This is a genomic window from Chitinophaga terrae (ex Kim and Jung 2007) (assembly GCF_900107795.1).
Taxonomy (GTDB): Bacteria; Bacteroidota; Bacteroidia; order Chitinophagales; family Chitinophagaceae; genus Chitinophaga; species Chitinophaga terrae.
In genome coordinates this window covers 177,777-199,997 of sequence record NZ_FNRL01000012.1, presented here as the reverse complement: position 1 = coordinate 199,997, position 22,221 = coordinate 177,777, and the positions used below count along the sequence as shown (strand labels likewise).

General features: G+C 44.3%; 22 protein-coding genes, 2 tRNA genes and 1 pseudogene. 15 read left to right on the top strand and 10 right to left on the bottom strand.

Features of this window, described 5'->3' with window-relative positions; translation table 11 throughout:
• The 6 genes and pseudogenes from BLV62_RS14880 to BLV62_RS14855 all read left to right on the top strand — a co-directional run.
• A pseudogene (locus BLV62_RS14880) lies at positions 1-224 on the top strand (hypothetical protein); the annotation flags it as partial.
• Between the two features lie 169 nt (positions 225-393).
• Positions 394-849: a hypothetical protein gene (locus tag BLV62_RS14875; protein ID WP_139170179.1), complete on the top strand. Its 456-nt coding sequence runs from the start codon at positions 394-396 to the stop codon at positions 847-849.
• 650 nt (positions 850-1,499) lie between these two features.
• Positions 1,500-1,877: a BlaI/MecI/CopY family transcriptional regulator gene (locus BLV62_RS14870; RefSeq protein WP_089762741.1), complete on the top strand. Its 378-nt coding sequence runs from the start codon at positions 1,500-1,502 to the stop codon at positions 1,875-1,877.
• Complete coding sequence (locus tag BLV62_RS14865; protein ID WP_089762740.1) at positions 1,874-3,037, top strand: M48 family metalloprotease; 1,164 nt, start codon at positions 1,874-1,876, stop codon at positions 3,035-3,037. The genes BLV62_RS14870 and BLV62_RS14865 overlap by 4 nt, the downstream gene beginning before the upstream one ends.
• Before the next feature lie 60 nt (positions 3,038-3,097).
• Positions 3,098-5,824: an outer membrane beta-barrel protein gene (locus tag BLV62_RS14860; protein WP_168928044.1), complete on the top strand. Its 2,727-nt coding sequence runs from the start codon at positions 3,098-3,100 to the stop codon at positions 5,822-5,824.
• A 13-nt stretch (positions 5,825-5,837) separates the two neighbouring features.
• Positions 5,838-6,563 (top strand): GLPGLI family protein, encoded by a 726-nt coding sequence (locus BLV62_RS14855; RefSeq protein WP_089762738.1) that lies wholly within the window; start codon positions 5,838-5,840, stop codon positions 6,561-6,563.
• 48 nt (positions 6,564-6,611) lie between these two features.
• On the opposite strand, the gene BLV62_RS14850 is transcribed toward BLV62_RS14855, so the two are convergent.
• The 4 genes from BLV62_RS14850 to BLV62_RS14835 form a co-directional block, all read right to left on the bottom strand.
• A complete protein-coding gene (locus tag BLV62_RS14850) occupies positions 6,612-6,989 on the bottom strand; it encodes a putative quinol monooxygenase (RefSeq protein ID WP_225889585.1) in 378 nt (125 codons plus the stop codon).
• Between the two features lie 205 nt (positions 6,990-7,194).
• Positions 7,195-7,278: transfer RNA gene (locus tag BLV62_RS14845), tRNA-Leu, on the bottom strand.
• Positions 7,279-7,330: 52 nt separating this feature from the next.
• The gene (locus BLV62_RS14840) at positions 7,331-7,924 is read right to left on the bottom strand and encodes a dihydrofolate reductase family protein (RefSeq protein WP_089762737.1); all 594 of its coding nucleotides are present in this window, start codon (positions 7,922-7,924) and stop codon (positions 7,331-7,333) included.
• Between the two features lie 143 nt (positions 7,925-8,067).
• Positions 8,068-8,820, bottom strand: coding sequence for an MBL fold metallo-hydrolase (locus BLV62_RS14835; protein WP_089762736.1), 753 nt, complete (start codon positions 8,818-8,820; stop codon positions 8,068-8,070).
• A gap of 96 nt (positions 8,821-8,916) precedes the next feature.
• Between BLV62_RS14835 and BLV62_RS14830 the strand changes: the two genes are divergently transcribed.
• Positions 8,917-9,285, top strand: coding sequence for a winged helix-turn-helix transcriptional regulator (locus BLV62_RS14830; protein WP_089762735.1), 369 nt, complete (start codon positions 8,917-8,919; stop codon positions 9,283-9,285).
• An 8-nt stretch (positions 9,286-9,293) separates the two neighbouring features.
• On the opposite strand, the gene BLV62_RS14825 is transcribed toward BLV62_RS14830, so the two are convergent.
• The 4 genes from BLV62_RS14825 to BLV62_RS14810 form a co-directional block, all read right to left on the bottom strand.
• Entirely contained in the window at positions 9,294-10,034 is a 741-nt protein-coding gene (locus tag BLV62_RS14825; protein ID WP_089762734.1) for a YggS family pyridoxal phosphate-dependent enzyme, read from the bottom strand.
• Entirely contained in the window at positions 10,027-10,752 is a 726-nt protein-coding gene (locus BLV62_RS14820; RefSeq protein ID WP_089762733.1) for an AAA family ATPase, read from the bottom strand. The genes BLV62_RS14825 and BLV62_RS14820 overlap by 8 nt, the downstream gene beginning before the upstream one ends.
• A gap of 4 nt (positions 10,753-10,756) precedes the next feature.
• Positions 10,757-11,608 (bottom strand): pyridoxal kinase, encoded by an 852-nt coding sequence (gene pdxY / locus BLV62_RS14815; protein ID WP_089762732.1) that lies wholly within the window; start codon positions 11,606-11,608, stop codon positions 10,757-10,759.
• 16 nt (positions 11,609-11,624) lie between these two features.
• Positions 11,625-11,695, bottom strand: a tRNA-Cys gene (locus tag BLV62_RS14810).
• A 91-nt stretch (positions 11,696-11,786) separates the two neighbouring features.
• Here BLV62_RS14810 and pdxR point away from each other — a divergent pair.
• A complete protein-coding gene (gene pdxR / locus BLV62_RS14805; protein WP_089762731.1) occupies positions 11,787-13,208 on the top strand; it encodes a MocR-like pyridoxine biosynthesis transcription factor PdxR in 1,422 nt (473 codons plus the stop codon).
• Here the strand turns inward: pdxR and BLV62_RS14800 are convergent.
• Complete coding sequence (locus tag BLV62_RS14800) at positions 13,205-13,609, bottom strand: hypothetical protein (protein ID WP_089762730.1); 405 nt, start codon at positions 13,607-13,609, stop codon at positions 13,205-13,207. The genes pdxR and BLV62_RS14800 overlap by 4 nt on opposite strands.
• A 225-nt stretch (positions 13,610-13,834) precedes the next feature.
• On the opposite strand from BLV62_RS14800, the gene BLV62_RS14795 reads away from it, so the two are divergent.
• The 7 genes from BLV62_RS14795 (at position 13,835) to BLV62_RS14765 (ending at position 20,683) form a co-directional block, all read left to right on the top strand.
• Positions 13,835-14,164: a DUF6249 domain-containing protein gene (locus tag BLV62_RS14795; RefSeq protein WP_089762729.1), complete on the top strand. Its 330-nt coding sequence runs from the start codon at positions 13,835-13,837 to the stop codon at positions 14,162-14,164.
• Positions 14,165-14,169: 5 nt separating this feature from the next.
• Positions 14,170-14,709 (top strand): RNA polymerase sigma factor, encoded by a 540-nt coding sequence (locus BLV62_RS14790; RefSeq protein WP_089762728.1) that lies wholly within the window; start codon positions 14,170-14,172, stop codon positions 14,707-14,709.
• A complete protein-coding gene (locus tag BLV62_RS14785; RefSeq protein ID WP_089762727.1) occupies positions 14,702-15,022 on the top strand; it encodes a hypothetical protein in 321 nt (106 codons plus the stop codon). The genes BLV62_RS14790 and BLV62_RS14785 overlap by 8 nt, the downstream gene beginning before the upstream one ends.
• Before the next feature lie 2 nt (positions 15,023-15,024).
• Positions 15,025-16,536, top strand: a complete 1,512-nt coding sequence (locus BLV62_RS14780) for a TlpA family protein disulfide reductase (protein WP_089762726.1) — start codon at positions 15,025-15,027, stop codon at positions 16,534-16,536.
• 140 nt (positions 16,537-16,676) lie between these two features.
• Positions 16,677-19,070: an ABC transporter permease gene (locus BLV62_RS14775; protein WP_089762725.1), complete on the top strand. Its 2,394-nt coding sequence runs from the start codon at positions 16,677-16,679 to the stop codon at positions 19,068-19,070.
• A 200-nt stretch (positions 19,071-19,270) separates the two neighbouring features.
• Entirely contained in the window at positions 19,271-20,092 is an 822-nt protein-coding gene (locus BLV62_RS14770) for a helix-turn-helix domain-containing protein (RefSeq protein WP_089762724.1), read from the top strand.
• An 81-nt stretch (positions 20,093-20,173) separates the two neighbouring features.
• Positions 20,174-20,683 carry a YbhB/YbcL family Raf kinase inhibitor-like protein gene (locus tag BLV62_RS14765; RefSeq protein ID WP_089762723.1) on the top strand — a complete coding sequence of 170 codons (510 nt, stop codon included), beginning with the start codon at positions 20,174-20,176 and terminating at the stop codon, positions 20,681-20,683.
• Positions 20,684-20,756: 73 nt separating this feature from the next.
• Here the strand turns inward: BLV62_RS14765 and BLV62_RS14760 are convergent, their stop codons facing one another.
• A complete protein-coding gene (locus tag BLV62_RS14760) occupies positions 20,757-22,178 on the bottom strand; it encodes a S41 family peptidase (protein ID WP_168927847.1) in 1,422 nt (473 codons plus the stop codon).
• Positions 22,179-22,221: the final 43 nt, after the last annotated feature.

Below are 22,221 nucleotides of genomic sequence, written 5' to 3'. Positions count from 1 at the left end.
AAAGCCCCAATGCAGTCAAAATGCAGGTCTATTGCGTGCTGATCGCTCAATTACTGATGGTGGTCATCAGAAAGAAAGCTGCCACGAAAAAATCTTTTGCTAATATGATCACCGTTATAAGATTACACCTGACAAGCTATGTTGGACTGATGGAATTTATTAAAGACACATATAAAGCATGGAGAAAAAAACACAATGCATCATCGCTTGCCTTTTCACCGTAATAAAGGAGGGGAGCTTCCCCCCATTTTGAAACAATCAAATTTTAGGCTGTAATCCTTATCAGAAAGGGATTACAGCCATTTTTAACCCGATTTTTGTCGGACAATAATGTAAAATTATCATAATATTATTAGGAAAGTGGTTGTTTACGTAATTAAGAAAAGAAAAAAATTGATTAACTGGATTACCTTAAACCAGGTTCTGGTGCTTTCCTTTTTCTTGCATGCGATACTGATCTTCGTATTTGGAGGCTGGTTCCTGAAGAATATTTTAGTCAGTGAATCCGGTGTTTTTGCATTATTGTGCTTAAGGATGGGCGATAAAAAAGAAAGGTATGTCTATAAGATCATTTTTGACAATGATAAAAAACAATGTTTTGTTCATTTTTATCAGTTCCTCATTTTCAAATTTGTTAAACCGGTCTCTTATAACGATATGTCGGTGACGTATGCCCGAATAAGATACGGCAGAGGAGTTTCACCCTTAACGTTAAGAATAATGGAGCATAAAAAGATGCTTGCAGAGATCAGGGAAAAGCATAATCTGGGATGGACATCAGAAGAGATATTATCTATATATAAAATGTTTGAGAAGATAAAAAATGACAACGATGGTGATTCAATTTAAAGTAGTTTTTTTAACCAGAATGATGACGAGATTGTTTGTGATATCAGGGATACTTGTTTTCTTATTTTTTTGCTATCTGACCTTCATATGAGTTATAAATACTTCCTAAGTATGGTGACAATTTTTGGGCGGATGTCAAGGTCCAATTAGTGTATAAAGTTTTTGATGGTAATATCAAAATTGAACATGTTTGGGCGGAAAAGGTTGGCAACTATTATAAAATAGTTAATGTTCCTTTTTTGCAAGCAACATTGCATATGGAGATATAGTAAGTGTCGAAGATGAAGGACAGTTGTACTTTGACGAGCTGATGAGCCTTCAGGTCACAGTACCATACAAATGATTATTTATGATAAGGTAGCGTTAAAAGAATAAGTGAAGAGCTGGTTGCTTTAGGGCGTGATTGGGTAGGAAGCCATCTTGATGGTTGTATATCAGTTGATGTTCCTGCTACTATATCTTACATTCCTATTAAAAAATAAGGAGGCATGTCTGACCAATGTGTGAAAGGTAGCGGAAGTGTCTTTATGTTGACCAAATAGATGGATGTTATCTGATATTTATTTTGATATTTCAGAAAAAATAACTTAGCTTAGAATTATGAACTATAGTTATAGTTGCAACTAATTTGATAGTTTAAACCTAACCTAATGATAATTAAACCCTTAACTCAGGCCGAAGAAAATATTATGCAGATTATGTGGCGGCTTAACCGGGCAACAGTGAAGGAGATTATTGATGAAATACCCCTCCCCAAACCTGCTTATAATACAGTATCTACCGTTGTGCGGGTACTGGAAAAGAAAAAAATAATCGGACATGTATCCGAAGGGAATTCTCATATATATTATCCCCTGATATCGGAAGCCGATTATATGCACTACTCAGTTGATAAAGTACTCAGGGATTATTTCAAAAATTCATACAAAAACCTTGTTTCCTTCCTCGTTGAAAAGCAGGATATGTCCTCTAAAGATATTGCTGAATTGGAAGCGCTTATCAAAACACTTAAAAAAGGTAAGTCATGAACATACTATATTACATCCTTGAAGCTAATGTCTATTTGTTAATTTTATTCCTGGGTTATTGTGTGTTCCTTTCCAGGACTAATTTCCATCAGTTAAGCAGGATTTACCTTTTGGCGGGAACAATTATATCATTTATTCTCCCGCGTTTTAACTTTGCATTCACGTCCGCTGTTCATACCATATCCGATACTCCCGTCACGATAGGATCATTGACTCCGGCAGTACGCATGGTAGGGGATAATCCAGGCTTATCAATGACTTCTTTTGTATTGATAAGCTATTTGGCTGGTGTGATTGTTATGTTGGCTTTGTTTGTTCAAAAAATGCTGGCATTGAGAAAACTTGTGCTGGGAGGAAAACGTGTAAAACAAGGCGAAGTTACGCTAATTTACATAGGCGGGCTAAGCCAGCCTTTTTCCTTCTTCAAATTAATCTTCCTGCCATCGACCGTCGAACGGGAAAAAGATACGATAGTCGTTAGGCATGAATTGCTCCACGCACAGGACAAACATTCGCTTGACATTATCATCCTTGAAATATTTAAAATTATTAGCTGGTTCGTTCCGGTAGTCTATTTGGTTCAGCGTCGACTGAAACTGATTCATGAATACATTGTCGATGCTTCTATGATTGCAGATGGGCAAACGGATTATTACATCAATCATGTACTTAAATTTAGTAGTGTTGATAGATACCAGACATTGGGAAGTAATATTAATTATAAAGCCTTACTTAAAAACAGAATTATTATGATGTATACAACCCCGCAAAAGCCCATAAAGAAACTAAAGTATCTGCTACCACTTCTGTTACTTACGCCCGCCGTTTACGCGTCGTCTCATTTCTTGGCAAAGGATTACAGCATAAAACTTTTTGAATCGCCGTCAAATCACAAGGAGCGTAAACAAACAGAAGTGCCAAATGCAACGGCATCTGGCCCTGCGTTGCGGCTTAATTATCTGCAAAAGGACACGATTGTAAGAAAACAATCAATAAAGAAATCCGTTAAGAATTCGAGATCAGTTAGAAAAAAAGATAAAAGTTTGAAGTATGTTAATGTAGTTGTGGATGAAGAAAGATCAGATACTACGATAGACAGAAATGGTAATGTAACTGTGACCAGGCCTTTAATTCTTGAGGTAACTCCTGATCATCCCTGATTTAGACGGAGGATATTTCCATACCTATATACTTGGCTAATGAAATGCATTTTTTTGTTTATGCTGCTCACAATGGGTAGCCTGGCTTCTATTGCCCAACGCGCAAGCATTAAGGGGTATGTTACTGATACAGTGAGTGGTCTGAAGCTTAGAGATGCCGTCGTTTTGCTTGCAAATTCCAAAGACTCTATGTTAGTGCAGTTTTGTCGCACTGACGCCAATGGATACTTTAAAATGGATAGAAACCTCGTTCCCGGTCAATACATCATATGTGTCAGTTTGCCTTCCTATGTAGATTATGTAGAATTAAAAGAATTAAGCGGAAACGTAAACTCAATAGATATTTCCCTGTTTCCTAAATCGAAATTACTGAAAGCAGTGGTGGTGAAAGGAAAGGTGAAAGCGATATCCCTGAATGGCGATACACTTGAATTTAAAGCAGATGCATATCATGTAGGAGCCAACGCATCTGTCGACGAATTATTCAGGCAGCTACCGGGTTTTCAGGTTGACAGAGGCGGGAAGATATCCGTGAATGGCCAGGCTGTACAGAAAATCCTGGTCGACGGAGAAGAATTCTTTAGCGATGACCCGACACTGGTGTCAAAAACGGTGCGAGCTGATATGGTCGACAAAGTACAGGTGTTTGATAAAAAAAGTGAGCAGGCGGCTTTTGCAGGTGTTCAGGACGGCAAGACAGCCAAAGCCATAAACCTGAAATTGAAAGAAGATAAGAAAAAAGGTTACTTCGGAAAGCTGATAATTGGAGGAGGGGATAGATATTATAACGGAAGTGGAATGTTCAACCGTTTTAAAGGGCCCGCAAAGTTTTCAGTTTATGCTATTGCCAGCAATACAGGAGAGGGTGATATCAGCTGGAAAGACAGGGAAGATTTCGGTGTAGCTAAAGATCTTGAATATAACACGCCACTCCAGACGTTGGATAGCTGGGCAGGCCAGTATGCAGGATTGGGCTTTCCGCAGTTATACACTGCCGGTGCTCATTATAATAACAAATGGAATGCATTCAACCAGGCGATTGGTGGTGAAGCCAGGGTGGCGAAGCTAAACTTATCCGAGAATATGACTTCAACTACAATATCTATTCTCCCTACCCAAAAGTTAACAACCAGCGGTAATGAGAAAAACTATCATATCCTTTTACAACAAAAATATAATGGCAACTATCAAGTGCGTTTGGATTCCATGACAGAACTAAAAGCTAAGATCGGAGCGGCTGTTGGTAATAAAACAGGTGATAGGAATATCGCATCTGTCATCCGCAATGAGGCAGGACTTTCCATAAACGAGTTGTCGCAATATACAAATACTGATGAAAGAAGCAATTCCTGGATGGGGGAACTGATAGTAAACAAACGTTTCAGGAAAGCAGGAAGGCTTCTTACCCTTGGTTTATCCGGTGCTTACAATACACTGAATGGAAACGGCACTTTTATCACAAACAACCTGGCTTGGGACAGGGAAAATACAGATACCTCTATTAATCTTGATACCCGTCAATACAAAGAAACTGCTTCAAAACAAGATAAAATTAACCTCGATGTGCTTTATCGTTTCCCGATTTCGCAAACTTCTGCATTGTCCCTCAAGTATGCAATGGCTTTAGGCAATATGAAAAGCCAGCTAACAACATTTAACATTGCCTCTGATGGAAAGAATAAAAGTATAGATAGCATATATAGTAATAACTATCTCTTTCGTTCGGTCGGAAATAAAGCCGGTATACATTATCATTTTGTCAAAAAGCAATTCCAGTTGGAAGCAGGAAATGATATTGGTCTTACCTCTTTTAACCAGACTGACTATTTTCGTTACAATCTCATAAAACGCAACTTTGTCGGTTGGTTCCCAAATATTGAACTAAAATATAGTGGAAAGAATGGAACACGTACAGCATCATTATCGTATCTTGGAAATACCATACTTCCCTCTGCTTTACAATTGCAACCTCTGGCGAATAACACAGATCCCAACAACATAATAATAGGAAATCCGCAGCTGGGGCCGTCTTATTCTAATACAATCAAATTGCTCTATATTAATGCAGACTTTATTGCACGTAAGACCACCTGGATCGATATTGGGTACAATCTGATAACTGGCGATTTTACTACCGCTGATCAAATCGATAGTATCGGAAGAAAGAAATATCAGTTCATAAACGGGGACTATACCACTTTATGGACGGGGAACGCCACATATAGCTTTCCGCTGGCAAAATCGTTGACTATGGGGGTCAGTGCCGGATGGAACCTGCGGAGCAGTATGAACATAGTAAATAATGCTAAAAACCGTATAAGAAATGGGAATTATGTAGCCGGATTATTTTTTTCGGAGTCTCTGCCCGAAAAATTGAACATCACGTTAAATGTAAATCCCTCTTATAATTATAACTCGTCTTCTGTCGCTGAAAACTCGGGAGCCGACTATTGGATGCTTGATACACGACTTCAGGCAACCGTATATTTTCCGTTAAAAAGTGAGTTGCATACTTCTTGTTCGTTACTGCTTCGACAAAAAACCGACGAATTTACAGATAACACAAATGTAGTGCTATGGGATATCTGGATAAATAAACGATTGCTAAAAAGCGAGGCACTGATCCTGAAACTTAGCGCAACTGATGTTTTAAATCAGGCAAAATCTGTATTCCGCTATATCAATACAAACTATATTTCAGAGTACAGGTATGATGTCATCAAACGCTACTTCCAGGTTGGTTTAACCTGGAATTTCAGCAACTTCAATAACTCTGCAAAGCCATAAAACAGGAATTTCTATGCGATATGTGCTATTATTCTTATTTATTTTCTTAGGGACCCTTGTGTTTGGGCAAAGCCCGCCATTACCTGTAGAGGGATCTATTGTTTTTGAAAGAAAGGAAAATTCGGCTTATTTTAAAAAGAAATGGGGCACAAGTAATACAGGCGACCAAGCGCCAGACTTTAAGAGCTTATTTTTTGAGCTAAAATTTACCGGGACTAAGTCAGTTTATATGCCTGTTGATAGTGTAATAAAACAGAACGGGACAGGGGGATTGCCAGGCGCGGATAATATCGTATATACTGACATCGAGAACAATACCACCACATGCATGAGGAATGTGTTGGGTACTTATTTCCTGCTTGAGAAACCAGTTGCACCTATTAAATGGAAGCTGACAGGGGAAACCAGGATGATCGCCGGTTTTGAGTGCAGACGAGCCAATGCTATTATCCTGGACTCGATTTACGTGGTGGCTTTCTATACAGATAATATTGTTTCGAATCTGGGTCCTGAAACATTTGCCGGACTTCCCGGTATGATACTCGGAGTTGCCCTGCCTCACCAGCATGTTTCATGGTTTGCCCAAACGGTAAATCTTCGGAATGTTGACGAAACCAGTATCCGCCCGCCTGTCAAAGGTAATAAAATGACGTCGTCTGGCTTTCTAACCACTGTAAAGTCATCACTCGGCCCGTTAGATCCGTATTTGAACGAGTATCTTTATATGTACTTATTGTAGTACCGGAATTGAAGGCCGTTTGCAGGAAAATGGAAAAACCTACAATGATTAAAACGGATGAGACTTAAGTTTTACGAAAATACGTGTTGCAGCTTCCATATCCAGTGCGTCCATGTCCACTAACTTTAATGATTTAACCATGTGGAGGGTAGCGGTCTTATACTTCAGGAAATGCTCGGTTTTCAGATGTGACTGATACGCTTGCTGGTCGCTGTATATCTCCAATATCCTTACCTGTGCCGGATTATCCCTTTGGAACATAGGGAAGATGGCAATAACACCTGGCTCCAGCCTTACAGATGCTTCAGCTTCGCGCTTCAGTATTGCTTTGTATTCCTCGAGCCGTTGGGGATTTATCTCGATCTCCGAAATGCGTACCATCATTCCCTGTTGTTGAGCGTAAGCAATATCACATACAAAAAGCATTAGTATAGCCAGAAAGTATATTTGATTTTCAACAATTCATTATCAATAATTTAAAAGGTTACAAAAATTAAAGCGAGGTTACCGTAAAGGTTATTTTAGTTCTTTTAAATTATTGGGGTTTAGGGCAAAAAAAATAGGGCTACATCTAAAGATATAACCCTAATTAGCTAGTAAATACACTTCAGTTACAAACCAGTAACTTTCGTGCCCAGAACAGGAATCGAACCTGCACTCCGTTGCCGAAACAAGATTTTGAGTCTAGCGCGTCTACCAATTCCGCCATCTGGGCAATCGTGTCAACGGGCTGCAATATTACACCTTAACACGTTATCATCCAAATATTATTCACCAACCAAACCTGTTTCTACTTCCCCCGCCCGTTTGTAATTTGCTATCACAACTCCCTTGGTCGTTACAACACTATCCGTTAATTCAAATGCACCCGGCTCGCTGCTGTCGTCAAATAATTTCTTTCCTTTTCCTAACAATACCGGGAATGTTTTAAGCCATAACTCATCTACCAGGTCATGTTTCAGCAACAGGCGAACCAACTCGCCGCTGCCATGAACCTGGAGGTCAGAACCCGCTGAGTTCTTCAGCTTCTTAATGTCTTCCACGCCCCTGATAACTTCTGAGTTGTTCCAGTCGGCCTTCTCCAGGGTATTAGACAATACATATTTCCTCACGCTATTGATTCCAGGCCAGTAATTTTCATGTGTTGGCCAGTAACCGGCAAAGATGTCGTATGTTTTCCTGCCAAGCAGCAGGTCTGTAGATTTCAGTTGCTCCTGCATTACTTTGCCAAACGCTTCGTCGCCATATGAAGCCACCCAGCCTCCATACCTGAAGCCGCCGGAAGTATCTTCTCCTGGTCCGCCCGGCGCCTGCATTACGCCATCCAATGTGATCATTGATAAAACGATGATTTTTCTCATGGTAGAAATTTTTTAGGTTGTTTAAATGTCTGGTATAAAGGTCGGGGAGAATAATTTCTCATCTGCAACGCAAATGCGACAATTACAGTGGCCGAATGCGAAAATCCGGGGGATGCAGGTTCCCCCGGTTTCAAAAAAATGATCTACCGGAACAATACCTCTCCATCTGCCGGAATGAAACAACGATCGCTTAATCCGGCTGCTGCTATTGCCTGTCGCGTTGTTGCACGGGTTTCCGTGGAAATATTCACCGCCTCCAGGTGTACTATGTATACATCTGCCTGTGGGGCATAGCGGCAAAGGGTGATGACTTCCGCTACGGGCATCAGGATTGGCCCGCCTGTTATGAACTCTGCGGCGCTTCCATTCACTATTACCTTCGAAGGTTTGAATCTGTCTAAAGCTTCCTGCACTTCTGTACACCATATTGTATCGCCGGCTATATAGATGGTTTCGCCGGCAAACGACAGTACATAGCCGGATACGGCGCCCATTTGCTGCCCAATTTCTCCAACGCCATGGCGGCCGCCGGTCCTGGCGATTTCAATACCTTCCCAGTGGCAGGTTACTTCAACAGCGGTCAGGTTACTAAAGCCCGCCTGGCGTATTATTGCTGCATCGGTGGGTTGACAGAACAGGGGAATGTCCTTTGGCAGCAACTCCCGGGCCGTAGCGTCCCAATGATCGGTATGCAGATGGGTCAGCAGCACGGCATCCGTTTGTGCGATAACTTCATTGGCACTTACCGGTAAATCAACCAATGGGTTCCTGGCCGTGCTGGCGCAATCGGGCAGAGGATCATAACTGCCTTTGGATCCCAGCAGCGGATCTACAAGCAGGGTCTTATCATTGATAGTTAACAACAGCGTGGCATTGCGTAATAATTGAACTTTCATGGCTATGCATTAATTTTGTTGCTTGCAAAATTCAGGCAATGCTGCAGCGGGACCAAGAAGGTTACTTTTTTGTAACCCGTTCACAAATTTGTAACCATGAAGTATAACGAATTCGAACATTGCGGGCTTAATGTCAGCCTGCAGATGTTGTCAGGAAAGTGGAAACCGATCATCCTCTACCATCTTTTTCATAACCAGCAAATACGGTTTACAGAGCTATGGCGCATCATTCCGAAGGTCGCCAAAAAAGTGCTGCTGGATCATTTAAGGCAGATGGAAAACGATGGATTGATCATCCGCAACGAAAGATCAGGGTTTCCGCCGGAAGTCTGTTACCGGCTATCAGAAAAAGGGAAGGCATTAGGACCTATCCTTTCTTCCCTGGAAGCCTGGGCTAATGAACATGCCGCCAGGGAAGTAGAAGCGCTTAGAAAAGCTAATTCGGCCCGCCGGAAGAGTGAATAAAATAAAGGCTATTTTATTTCTGTATTCTCATTCCAGTAATAACTATCAGGGTAAATGCGCTGCCCGAAAACCGCGGTGCCTACTCTTACTATTGTAGCTCCTTCTTCGATAGCGATCTCCATATCCCCGCTCATGCCCATGGAAAGTTCTTCCATCGCCACATATGGAATATTGGCTGCTATCACCTGCTGCTGCAGGGCTTTCAGGAGTTTAAAACAATCTCTTACCTTGTCTGACTGGTTACTGAGCAACCCGATGGTCATAAGCCCTTTGATACGGAGGGAAGAAAGCTCAGACACCCGTTTAACCAGCTCCATAGCCTGGCCTGGCGCTACGCCAAACTTGCTTTCTTCATTGGAAGTATTTACCTGGATGAATACATCCATAGCCTTGTTCTCCAACAACAGCCGCTGATGCAGTTTCTCCGCCAGCTCCAGCCGGTCGAGCGACTGCACACAGGAAACCTCGTATTTAAGGATGTCTTTGATCTTGTTGGTCTGTAAATGCCCGATAAAATGATTGGTATGCGGTACATCCTTCAAGGCTTCATACTTTTCTTTCAGCTCCTGCACCTTGTTCTCAGCTATTAAGGTTTGTCCGGCCTGCAAAGCGATCTTTATACGGTCAGGACTAACAGTTTTAGTCGCTAACAAAAGCTTTACACTATCGGGATCACGGCCGCTCTGCGTACAGGCTGAGGTAATGCGCCGGCGAATGATCTCCAGGTTCTTTAAAATATCTTCATTCATATACCGCCATTTTTTCTTTTTCCTCCAGTTCCCTGATCAGTAAAGATTTTACCAGCGTGTAGGCGTAATCTTTAGCTTCGGCAAATGAAATATCATATTTCCGGCTGATACCCTGCAGGTGCTCCGGGAAAGGCGCCAGGATCTTCGAATAATATTCATCCAGCATCCCGGGCGATGGCATTGTAAACCCGATCCGTAACTGGAACCTTCTCAATAACGCCGTATCAATGATTTCTGGGTGGTTGGTTGCACATATAAGCAGGGCATTGGCAGGGAAGTAGTCAATAAGTTGAATAAGCGTATTCACCAGTCTTCTCATTTCTCCAACATCCTTATCATCGCTGCCCCTGGCTTTACCTATCTGGTCAAATTCATCCAGGAACAACACGCATTTGTCCCTGGCCGCCTTATCGAATACCATTTTAATATTCTGCGAAGTTTCACCGATCCGTGAGCAAACTATATTGCTGAGGTTCAGTATAAGCATGTTCCTGCCCAGCGATTGGGCAATGGCTTTTGCCGTCATTGTTTTCCCGCAGCCCGAGCTGCCGTGCAGGAGCAGTTTGTTGTTAACCGGCAATCCATAGGTTGTCAGTTCATCCACATACCTGTACTCCTTGAGCAACTGTTGTATGCTTTCTCTGTTTTCAGTATCAAGAAAAACGTCCGGTAACGCTACTGCCTCCCTGTTATGTATAACCAGGTCTGTTACATTCATTATATTAATTGGCTGTTTTTAAAATATCCATTGAATACGAAATGTCTTTTAATTCAAATTGAGTCCTGTTTTCCAGGTACATTTTATGCAATACAGCCGTCAGGATCTCGCCGGCCCTGAGCACTCCTTCTTTCATTTCCTTACCATGCAGCATTGACAGATGTAAATGTGCGGCAAACAATTCTCCGGTACCGGGAGGGTTCACGTCAATTTTTCTGGCGCGAAGAACAACCGGCTGCTTGCCGGCAATGATGCAGTTTTCAAGTATGCCCGCTAAGGTGCCGGAATAATGCCCGCCTGTTATAACCAGGTTCTTTCCTGACAGGGCATAATGCGCATTCACGGCGGCTACTGTTTCGTCGATCGACTGGAACTGCCGGCCCAGTATATGTTGTACTTCAAACTGGTTAGGCGTGAGCAGATCGGCCATCGGGATCAGGTGTTCGATGATGGCCCCGGGAACTGCTTCCGGTACATATAACCCGCTCCCGGTATCGCCCATCACCGGGTCGCATAAGTAGCTGATGCCGGGGTCCTGTTGCTTGATCTTCCTGATAAAATCGGCCGCCAGCTTCACCAGGTCTGCCGACCCAATGTAACCGGTAATGATAGAAGAAACTTCATCCAGGATATCCAGTTTCAGGAGCCCATCGAGGATGTCTTTAAACAAAGGCGCTTCTACTGCGCTGCCGCCAACGGTAGGGTAGCCAAGGTGATTGGAAAACAAAACTGTGGGAACTGTGATCACATCCTGCCCGCCCATCTGCAATACCAGCGAAGTGGTATTCAAACCTACATAGCCATACGAAACTTTACTGTGAATGATAATCGTTTTGTTTTTGCCTTCTCGTGCCATTTTATAGAGATTAAGGAGGCCGGAAATGGATTCGAACCACTGTACAGGGTGTTGCGCACCCTGGCCTGACCACTCGGCTATCCGGCCCGGAAAGTTATTTATTAACTGCCAGGGTACAAAATTAGCTTATATTTGGACTAGCATAATGATGCAGTTTTAATAAAAAATGGTAGTCCAGATGTTGAGGTCCTGGCAATTTCAGATCCGGTTAAACGAGCGTTCAGATAAAGCTATTTATCTGCAGATCGCCGATGCGGTTATAAAAGATATCCAGTCAGGAAGATTAAGGCCGGGAGATGCCCTTCCCGGCAGCAGGAACCTTGCACAGGTTTTAAAGGTTAATCGCAATACCGTGGTCGAAGCGCTGAATGTACTGATCATGGAAGGATGGATCGTGTCGAAAGAACGAAAGGGTACTTTTGTGGCCGACCGGCTTCCTGTATTCAGGGAAAGGGAAAAGAGCAATCCTGTGATGGCAGCGATGAAAAAGACGCCCGACAAACGTTTTCATATCCAGTTCGACGACGGGCATCCTGATAGCAGAATTGCGCCTATTACCGAACTGGCCAGGGCATACAGGCAGATATTCAACCTGAAACTAAGATGGCAGATGATGGGCTACGGCAGCGAACTGGGGGATCCTGAACTGCGCCGGGAAATAGCCCAGATGCTCAATCACCAGCGCGGATTGCAGGTAAATGAGCAAAACCTCTGCGTTACCCGTGGCAGCCAGATGGCCATGTACCTGGCTGCTCAATGCCTGTTTTCGCCCGGTGATTATGTTATGGTAGAAAACCCCGGGTATCAACCTGCCTGGAAAGCATTTGAAAGCGCCGGCGCCAGGTTGTTGCCGGTAAGAGTTGATAAAGAAGGGTTGATGATAGAAGATGTGATAGCCTGCCTGAAATCAAGGAAAAAGATCAAAGCCATTTATGTTACCCCGCATCACCAATATCCTACTACCGTTACTTTAAACCTGGAACGACGCCTGGAGTTGATCCGGTTATCCAACGATCATGGCTTCACCATCATTGAAGATGATTACGATAATGAATTCCATTTCGGTTACCGGCCCGTGTTGCCGCTCTCAAGTTTCCGGGAACTGAAGAACTACGTGTACATAGGCACCATGAGTAAAGTAGTTTCTCCCGTATTGCGCATAGGCTACCTGACAAGCAGCAGCAGCGAACTGATAACGCGGATAGGGGCGTTGCGGAAGATCGTGGATATAAATGGCGATAGTATCATGGAGCGGGCGGTATTGCAATTGATCAAAGACGGTACCATTAAACGGCATATCAAAAAAGCAACGAATCACTACCGGGTAAAACGTGATTTCACCGCGGCGTTATTAACGAAGCTGTTGAAAGAAAAAGCCGCTTTCGATATCCCCGATGGCGGGTTGGCGATTTGGATAGCGCCAAAGAAAAAAGTAGACTGGCAGCAGGTGACAACAAAGCTGGAAAACCAGGGAATAAAATTCCTGAATCCTGGCGTCTATAGCTTTGATTCAAAGATCAATGGATTCAGGTTAGGATATGGATCACTTTCAGAAAAGGAACTGGAAGAAGGAATTATAGCGCTGGGGAAACAGTTTTAGTGCGCCGCTTCTATCTTCTTGCTCACTGTTTCCATTCTTTTCCGCCAGGCGGTAACATGAGGCTCTTCATACACCGGCATTCCTTTTTTATTTAACAACCCTAATGATTCAGCAAGCGAGCGGCTTAGCCTGGCTGCTTTTGCATGCCCTTTTTTCCATTCCGACTGGTTGCTTTTTATGCTTTCTTCAAACACTTTGATAGCCTGTTTGATGATCTGCAGTTCCTCCTTATATCTTTTTTGTTTGCGATAGATGATCATCAGCCGGTTATAGGCATCTGCGTATAACGGATCCTGTTGCACAATGGCTGTATATGGCTTTATTGCCTCTGTCATCTTGCCTTCTGCTTCCAGCTGTCTTGCTTGTTCCATGGTGTCATGGATGGATATCTTCTTTGTCATTTCCGGAATTTTTAAAGTTGGATCTTTTTCACTGGTCAACCTGGTCCTCCCATTTAGCCGGCTCGGGCAGCGGCTGATAGATCTGAAGGAACAAATTCCATTCCGGCTTGCCGGTAAAGCCAGCTCTTCAGCTTATCTTGTTCTTCTGCCGTTATGTGACTCCGGAAAGTTTTTGTAACCTTCCGGAGAAAACCGTGATCAAATAGGTAGAAAACATTTTGTAACATGTCTAGTATTATCGTTTTTTTCCTGGTTGTGCCATTTTTTTTCTGTCTCTTCCTGGCATGGCTCTTTGCTCACAGGGCGAGGCACAAAGAAAGACTGCTGATGATAGAAAAAGGAATAAATCCTGATATTAACCCATCTGCTTTCAGTGCGCGTACCCTCATATTTACACTGGGTATTGTGTTGCTTTGCCTGGGGGTTGGAGTGGGGCTCATTGGATTGCTGGCATACCTGGGTATGCTTCCCGGCGTGGCGCCCGTTGCCATTCTGTTACTGAGTGGAGGAGGAGGCTTGCTCCTGGCCCATTTTTTAACTAAATCGAAAAAATAGCCTGGATGGATGACCTGTATGTGGCCAAAGTACGGTCGGGTGATACGGAAGCATACCGGTATTTTTTGAAGAAATACCAGGATATGGCTTTCTCCCTCGCTATGTCAATCCTGAAAGATGAATTCCTGGCAGAGGAGGCAGTACAGGACGCTTTTGTGAAAGCATTCAATGCATTGGCTTCTTTTTCTGAGCGTTCGAGTTATAAAACCTGGTTCTATCGCATTGTATTGAACGAATCTTTTCTCAGGCGGAAAAAACAACAAAAGGAACTGCTGGATTTTCATGCCGATTATGACGAAGAATTAGTGGACGAAAGCGCCTTAAGCAGGAAAAGCCAGGAAGAACAGGCATGGTTGGTAGGAGAGGCGTTGAAACGGCTGCCTGACCGTGAAGCGGTTGTTTTGCGTTTGTTTTACCTGGAAGAAGAATCTATCAAAGGAGTCTGTGAGATCACAGGTTGGACCGAATCTAATGTTAAAGTGATCCTGCATCGCGCCCGCAAAAGTATGCTCGGCGTTATTAATAAACTGCTGAAACATGAATGAAGAACAATTCTCGAAGCTGATGGAGCATAGCCGGCTCAAAATTCCGTTCAGCGATTTTGAAGAACGGACGATGGCGAGAATTCAAAGAGAGAAGGAGGTAAAAACAGCCTCGCATCGTTACAGGAAATTATCCTGGCTGTTTTTTGTGCTCGGCGCAGTAATAGGCGCGCTGGCAACCGGGCTTGTAACCAGGCTACCGGGGATGGAAGGAGATACATTCGGGCTTTTTTGCAAACTCGCATATGTGCTTTTGCTGGTGGCAGGATTACACTACCTCGTTACAAAAACCGATACTTCAACAACTAAACCCTGATCATGAAAAAATATTTACTGGTATGGCTGCTATTGGCGGCCGGGGCAACCTATGCCCGGCAAACAACGCTTTCAGGGTATATTCAACCTGTTGGTCAAGTACAATTAACTCAAACTTACGACGGTAATTTCTGGAAAAAGGCAACTGAACTTATTCAGCCCGCCGCCTCCGGGTATTTCGTGAAAACATTTAATGGAGCGGCTACCAGGTGGCTATGGATAGGGGAGGATGCCCGGCGCAAAATCATACTGCTGAGTCCTGGCCGGCCCTTGCAGGTAACCCTTAAAAACAATGCGCTCTTTTTCTCCGGCGCCGCCGCCAAAGAGAATAATCTCATCTCCCGGCTGGAACTGGAAAGTACGCAACAATTACCCTTCATTAAAGAACTGGGCTCCGACGGCGGATATGCCAGGTCGCCCATCGACTCGGTGATCCGTTTCAAATTTCCGCAGATCATACAATTGCTGGATTCAGTCAGGCGCGTGGTGAAACAGGCCCGATTGCCTGTTGCTGTTGAAAGAACGGTACAAACGGAGCTGACCTATCATTATGCCAATGCTGTTACCGGAGATCTTACTTATTGGTTAAACCGGGGACAAAACCGGGAAGGCTTTCACCTGCGCTTTATAGATACCATACAGGCTTATTTTCCTGTACCAGCAAAAGAAGAGCTGGCAATAAGCCCTGCTGCCAACAGGTACCTGGAGCGCCTGTTCAGGATGCGGCTCTGGAAAGCATTTTATATTTACCAGGCAGACAAGGACAGGGGCCGTGCCGACAGCCAGTTCCTTCGAACTACCGGTATTAGCATGGCGGTCCTGCAATCGGAAAGGCAACGTGAGAGTGAAATGCTGTTGTTCAGCAAACGCCTGAAAGGGTTGTTACCGGCGTATGCGTGGGAAAAAGCGCTGAATAACCTGCTGTATAATCTTTGCATGTCGGGGCAGGTACAGGGAGCGGCCGGACTGCTGCAGTTTATACAAAAGCATAGCAGTGATGGCCGCCTGGTAAAGGATGCAGAAGCAATGTATGCCCCCCTCCGGAAAGCCCGTGACCAATATGCCGGCAATTTGAATATCAGGATCAGGAAAGATTACAGGAGTGTGTCGACCTTGGATTCGCTGCTGGCTCCTTATAAAGGCAAGGTAGTGTTTATAGACCTCTGGGGCACATGGTGCCCCTACTGCATCAGCGATATGGAATATGAACCGGTGCTTAAAAAGCAACTGGAAGAAAAAGATATTGTATTCCTGTACCTGGCCCAGGATGAAGATAAGGATGATGAAAAATGGAGGGACTTTATCTTTGCCAACAACCTAACAGGAGAGCATGTACGTAAAAATCAAAGCGAGATAGGCATGATCTGGAATGCGCTGGGCGTGCCGGAAAAGGAATGGTCGTACCCCCGCTACCTGGTAGCCGACCGTTCAGGCAGGATTGTTGTTGGATCGGCTGCCAGGCCGGGAAAGGGCGATGAACTTTACAGGCAATTGTTGCAGGTACTGAATGAATAAGCATAGTCAGATTGCCCGCAGCCGTACATCAGTTGTTCTTTAGCGGACAGTTTTCTATAATGCATTCTTGTAAGTTATTGACAGCCAATATTGTTTTATTTGGCATACGCATTGGGGCCCAACAGGCATTTTACTGCACTATGATCAGGAACTATATCAAAATTGCGCTTCGCAATCTCCGGAATAACAAAGTTTATTCCCTTATCAATATTGTAGGACTTACCATTGGCCTTACCTGTGCTATGCTCATCTTGCTTTATGTAAAAGACGAAGTGAGCTTTGACCGTTTCCATAAAAAAGGCGCCTCTATTTACAGGGTCGTTTTCAGGTCTGAATCCAATGGTGAAGTACGTGGAGGCAGCAGCACAGGGTTACTGGAAGGGCCCCGGTTTTCACAGAATGTTGCCGGCATAAAGTCTTATGTCCGGGTGCAGGATGGCCGGGTAAACCTGAAAAATGGACCTGATGTGGTAAGCCAGGATCTCTTGTTCGTGGACCCTTCTTTCTTTTCTGTGTTCAGTTTTGATGTGATAGACGGCGACCCAAAAAGCTGCCTCAAAGAACCGCATTCGGTGGTGCTCACAAAAGACGAGGCAAAAAAACGATTTGGTACTACGAATGCAGTAGGTAAGATGCTGATGCTGGAAGAGCAGGGCAAATTTGTTCCTTACCAGGTTACAGCTATAACCGAAAACTGCCCCGAAAATTCAACTATTCAATATAGAATGCTGTTGCCTATGAGAGAAAAACCAGGTGATCTCTTAAATACAGAAAACTGGTTTTCCGCATTCCTTAACACCTTCGTGGTGTTGGATGATAAAGCGGATCCCAGGGCGGTTATAGCCCAGATGCAGCGGTTCTATGAAAAGGACGCAGGAGAAACCTTCAGGATGCTGTCTGCCAGGTATGGGAATAAAAATAGAAATTTAAGTACGTATTCCCTTCAGCCTATGCTGGATATACATATGAGTACTACGCTTTCGGCGCAAAATGGGCTGCAACATGCCAGCAATCCTATCTATGCCTATATTCTTTCAGGGATAGCGCTGTTTGTGCTGCTTATTGCCAATATCAATTTTGTGAACCTGACAGTTGCCAGGTCGGTAAGGCGGGCAAAGGAGATAGGGATCCGGAAGGCGGTAGGCAGCGACAGGAAACAGTTGATCATCCAGTTCCTGGGCGAATCTTTTATATTGTGTACCATCGCCTTCTCATTGGCTGTCCTGTTAGCCTTTGTAGTGTTGCCGGTATTCAACGAACTGGCTAATAAAAAGCTGTCCTTAAGCTACCTGCTGGATGCAAAGTTGGTTGCCAGCTATATTGTTCTGTACCTGCTTGCAGGCCTGTTGGCCGGCTTTTACCCGGCAATGGTGCTATCGGGCTATAAACCTGTTGAAACCCTGTACAGCCGCTTTACATTAAAAGGCAAAGGCATCCTGCAAAAATCACTGGTCGTGCTCCAGTTCACACTCGCCTCTTTCCTGATCATAGCCACGTTCACGGTTTACTTCCAATTCGAATATCTTACGAAAGCAGACCTGGGGTTTGACGACAGCAACCTGGTAGTGGTAAACAAGGATAATATGACCCACGAAGAGGCGGCGGCTTTTAAAAACGAGTTGCTTACGTCTCACGATATTCAATCTGTGGCGCCTAAAAACGGCGGCTACTGGGGCACTGGGGCAAAGCTGCCCAATGACTCATCCATCATGTTCGCGTGGGAAACAATTGACGAATCTTACCTGCAAACGTTGAAATTGCCTATTGTAAAAGGCCGCAATTTCTCGGCAGATTTTCCCGGCGATTCTGCTCAATCTATCCTGATAAATGAAACCTTTGCGAAGGAAGCAGGATGGAAAGATCCTATAGGCAAATCCGTCTTCTTTAATTACAGGGACCGGACTTACCAGGTGATCGGTGTTGTAAAGGATTACCATTTCAGGGCGCTGAATGAAAAGATCCGTCCACAGGTCTTTACAATGGCAAACTACAATCCTTACGGAACTTTTTATATAAAGATCCGTCCAAATACCGCCGCTTCCAGTCTAAGTTTTATTGAGCGGAAGTTCAGGCAGTTCTTCCCGTTAACACCTTATTCTTATGTATTCATGGACGAATTGAACCGGAACAGGTATGAATCGGAAGCCCGTTGGAAAAAGATCATCTTTTTCGGCGCTATCCTTACCATCTTTATTTCCTGCATAGGCTTGTTTGGCTTGTCGGTATTAGCTGCAGAGAAACGGACAAAAGAGATAGGCATACGCAAAGTATTGGGTGCATCCGTTCAGAATATTGCCACGGTTCTGTCTATAGAATTTGTGAAGCTGGTAATGATCGCATTGCTTATCGCTATGCCGCTGGCCTGGTTTGCTGGTAAGAAATGGCTCGATAATTACCCGTACCGTATCACCTTCGGCTGGACCATTTTCGGTTATGCGGCGTTGCTGGTTACCCTCATTGCAATTTTTACGGTAAGCTTCCAGGCGGTGAAAGCAGCATTGGCAAACCCGGTTAAAAGTTTAAGAAGCGAATAATAATATTGCAGAAACAGGAAACGGGAAGGTGAAACGGCAAACAACCATTTCGCCTTCCCGTTTCCTGTTTCTGCCTCTGCCCAAAAAGATAACCTGCATTCCCTATCTTTGCAGGAAATAAACCCATAGCTGCCATCCAGTTGTTTTACCCGCCCCGGATATATATAACTCATTTTTAGCGGACGAAATATTTACAACGCATGAGCAACAATGAAGTTCTGAAATTATATACCTATGTTTCGAATGAGAAAGCACAGCGGAATAAAATATTTCTGCAACAAAATCTCATCAGCCTGCTAGAACAGGGAGAAAAGGTTGTACACTACGACAAAGGCAAAACCATTATCAGCGATAACCAGTTTGCGTTGCTTACTTCAGGCAATTGCCTGATGACGGAAAAACTCTCTGTTAACGAGGTTTATAAAAGCACAATGTGGTTCTTTGATAATACAGTGTTGACGAATTTTTTTGTAAAATACGCGTCGGTCATCGACAAAATTCCTTCCAAACCAACGGCAGGCGAACAACCGTTCCTTGTTTTTGAGAAAGACGAATTTATCAGGAATTATATCGTTTCCCTTAAATACATACAGGAACAGCATTCCGTTTTCTCTTATGAAAAACTGGAACTGAAGTTTGAAGAACTGATGATGTTCCTGCTGGAAAAATATCCCCGCGAGATCCTTTCTTTCCAGCTAAGATCGCAGGAAGAATATTCAGACCTGGAGATCAGGAAAGTGGTGGAACAGAATATTACTAACAATCTTACCCTGGAAGAACTGGCATTCCTTTGTCATACCAGCATTTCAACGTTTAAAAGGAAATTCCTGAAACTTTATAAGCTGCCGCCCAGGCAGTATTTTTTACAGAGAAGAATGGAGATCGCAACTTCGTTGTTGTTGCAAAATGAAAACCCAGGCGAAGTGTTTTATAAAGTAGGATATGAAAACCATTCCAGCTTCTCCCAATCGTTCAAACAGGTGTATGGAATAAGTCCTAAAGCTTTTCAAAACAAAAGATGAACTTCCGGCAACAGTCTTTGACTGATTGGCTATAAGCCGCCGGCGGCGCCGCTTCTACCTTTGCATAAAATCAATACAAAGATGGAAAACAAAACAGTAGAAGCAACGTTCACTTTAAAAAGCAATGACCTGGGAGGTCAGTTCACTAAGAAACATTTTGGAATAGGACCCGATTGCCAGGGGGGAAATATTTCACCCGAACTGCACTGGGAAAATGCGCCAGCAGGTACAAAATCCTTTGCCGTAACGATGTACGATCTTGATGCGCCAACCGGCAGCGGGCTATGGCACTGGGTGGTATATAATATTCCCGTTTCCGTTACCTCCCTGCCTGCCGATGCAGGCAACCTTACTGCCGGTCAACTCCCGCAGGGTGCAATCGGAGGGTTGAGCGACCTGGGCGTCAGGGGCTACTATGGCCCATGCCCGCCCGCAGGCCAGTTGCATCGTTATATCATTACGGTGCATGCACTCCGCGAACAACTGGAGGACGCTGAAAATTCCAGCGCCGCTATAATCGGGTTTATGCTCAACATGCACACTATAGAAAAAGCGTCGCTGCTGGTATATGCCCAACAGGAGGGAAAGTAATGAAGGTCCGCTGCTTACCTATCCTTAGCCCGCCGGCTGGGGATAGGTAAGTACCAGGGCATGCGGATTGATACTATTTGCCTTGATCCCGGATCAATGACAGCGTTTTCTCTAATACGGCATCCTTGCCTTTGATAATATCCGCGGGTTGGGAGGCAACTATATGGTCAGGTATAATGCCGCGGCCAAGTGGGTATTTTTCATTTAGCGACATATGATAACGGAGCAGCGGAATGCCAAGTGTAAGCCCCGTGTTGGGGAGCTTTACAATTACAAAGCCGCCGCTATTGTTGCCTTCGATAGTGCCGCCGCTTTCTTCTCCTACAAAAACAGCACGGTGCTGATCCCTGGCAATAGCTGCAAATTCGCTGGTTACCGAGAAGCTGCGACCGTTTATCAGCACATATAATTTCCCTTTAAACGGATCTTGCTGGGGCTGCTGGATATCCAGGTTCGGATGGAGCGTAAAGATGTATTCATTGCCCTGTTTTTTGATAAAGGCTTTAAGCTGGTCATATTGTTCAGGCAAGGAGGCGTATTGCCTGAAACTGAAGTCCCTGTCCGAAACTACTGTAAGCCTGTTGTAATACCTGAATGGCTTGTCGGTAAACCAGGCAAATAGCCGGGCGCCCCATTGATCAATGCCGCCTTCATTATTACGAAGGTCGAGGATCAGGCTCTCTGCATTTGCCTGCCGGATACGATGAAAGGCAGTTGCGAGAAATGATTCCCACTCCGGACCTCCTTCCTGTGGCATAAATACAGGTATGCGCATCAGGGCAACGCCTTTGGCCGGAAAACTGACACTTAAAGTATCATGAGTAGCCGGAGTATTGTGATTACGAATAGTGGCAACATCCACTGAAGGCACTACCGTTGTTTTTACAGTGCCGTTCTTTAAGCGGTAATTGATAGTGAATGAGAAAGAGGGGCCGATAAAACTGGCATAGTAACCGGCAAACTGTTCCCCAAGCATTTGCCGGCGCGCACTCTCTACAACGCCATCGGCGGGTATGTTGGTTTTGAGACGGGCGGCCACAGTTGCCATATCATTATTATTAATACCGATGATCTCTGCACCCTGCGGAATGTTTGTTTTCCTGTATTCACCTACGACATATGCTTTCGCGTCCCTGAAATATAATTTGAGTGGAAATAACCCGGTTTGATAAAAAGCATATAGATCCTCGGGGTGGCCGTTGCGGTGCCATTTGGTGTGCCCGCATTTGATGTCGGCAACCAGGGGGGCCAGGAGGCGGTAGAACGCCAGCTCCGTCAGCGGATGTGTCAACTGCTCTGCTGTCTCTTTAAATCTTTTTGTCCAGTAACTGCTATCATGATAGGTATAAAGGCCGGGATGCGCCTCTGTTAGTGCAGCACGGAAAATTGAAAAATCCTTTTTCAGGCTGGTAGTTGAAATATTTACAGGCGCTTGCTGCGCGATGAGGTTTGTAGCGAATAATAAGGCTGTCAGTATTCCTCCAGGTCGTTTCATGTACTGTTTTTTGCGTGCAAAAGTATTGTTCAGTCCTGGCTGC

What these genes read in the sequence shown, in the direction of transcription:
- BLV62_RS14825 (WP_089762734.1), bottom strand. Translation starts at nt 10,034, where the DNA reads ATGAATGAAGATATTTTAAAGAACCTGGAGATCATTCGCCGGCGCATT.
- BLV62_RS14795 (WP_089762729.1), top strand. Translation starts at nt 13,835, where the DNA reads ATGTCTAGTATTATCGTTTTTTTCCTGGTTGTGCCATTTTTTTTCTGT.
- BLV62_RS14770 (WP_089762724.1), top strand. Translation starts at nt 19,271, where the DNA reads ATGAGCAACAATGAAGTTCTGAAATTATATACCTATGTTTCGAATGAG.
- BLV62_RS14870 (WP_089762741.1), top strand. Translation starts at nt 1,500, where the DNA reads ATGATAATTAAACCCTTAACTCAGGCCGAAGAAAATATTATGCAGATT.
- BLV62_RS14785 (WP_089762727.1), top strand. Translation starts at nt 14,702, where the DNA reads ATGAATGAAGAACAATTCTCGAAGCTGATGGAGCATAGCCGGCTCAAA.
- BLV62_RS14850 (WP_225889585.1), bottom strand. Translation starts at nt 6,989, where the DNA reads ATGCTTTTTGTATGTGATATTGCTTACGCTCAACAACAGGGAATGATG.
- BLV62_RS14765 (WP_089762723.1), top strand. Translation starts at nt 20,174, where the DNA reads ATGGAAAACAAAACAGTAGAAGCAACGTTCACTTTAAAAAGCAATGAC.
- BLV62_RS14855 (WP_089762738.1), top strand. Translation starts at nt 5,838, where the DNA reads ATGCGATATGTGCTATTATTCTTATTTATTTTCTTAGGGACCCTTGTG.
- BLV62_RS14820 (WP_089762733.1), bottom strand. Translation starts at nt 10,752, where the DNA reads ATGAATGTAACAGACCTGGTTATACATAACAGGGAGGCAGTAGCGTTA.
- BLV62_RS14835 (WP_089762736.1), bottom strand. Translation starts at nt 8,820, where the DNA reads ATGAAAGTTCAATTATTACGCAATGCCACGCTGTTGTTAACTATCAAT.
- BLV62_RS14775 (WP_089762725.1), top strand. Translation starts at nt 16,677, where the DNA reads ATGATCAGGAACTATATCAAAATTGCGCTTCGCAATCTCCGGAATAAC.
- BLV62_RS14760 (WP_168927847.1), bottom strand. Translation starts at nt 22,178, where the DNA reads ATGAAACGACCTGGAGGAATACTGACAGCCTTATTATTCGCTACAAAC.
- BLV62_RS14865 (WP_089762740.1), top strand. Translation starts at nt 1,874, where the DNA reads ATGAACATACTATATTACATCCTTGAAGCTAATGTCTATTTGTTAATT.
- BLV62_RS14860 (WP_168928044.1), top strand. Translation starts at nt 3,098, where the DNA reads ATGCTGCTCACAATGGGTAGCCTGGCTTCTATTGCCCAACGCGCAAGC.
- BLV62_RS14840 (WP_089762737.1), bottom strand. Translation starts at nt 7,924, where the DNA reads ATGAGAAAAATCATCGTTTTATCAATGATCACATTGGATGGCGTAATG.
- BLV62_RS14790 (WP_089762728.1), top strand. Translation starts at nt 14,170, where the DNA reads ATGGATGACCTGTATGTGGCCAAAGTACGGTCGGGTGATACGGAAGCA.
- BLV62_RS14800 (WP_089762730.1), bottom strand. Translation starts at nt 13,609, where the DNA reads ATGACAAAGAAGATATCCATCCATGACACCATGGAACAAGCAAGACAG.
- pdxY (WP_089762732.1), bottom strand. Translation starts at nt 11,608, where the DNA reads ATGGCACGAGAAGGCAAAAACAAAACGATTATCATTCACAGTAAAGTT.
- pdxR (WP_089762731.1), top strand. Translation starts at nt 11,787, where the DNA reads ATGTTGAGGTCCTGGCAATTTCAGATCCGGTTAAACGAGCGTTCAGAT.
- BLV62_RS14830 (WP_089762735.1), top strand. Translation starts at nt 8,917, where the DNA reads ATGAAGTATAACGAATTCGAACATTGCGGGCTTAATGTCAGCCTGCAG.
- BLV62_RS14780 (WP_089762726.1), top strand. Translation starts at nt 15,025, where the DNA reads ATGAAAAAATATTTACTGGTATGGCTGCTATTGGCGGCCGGGGCAACC.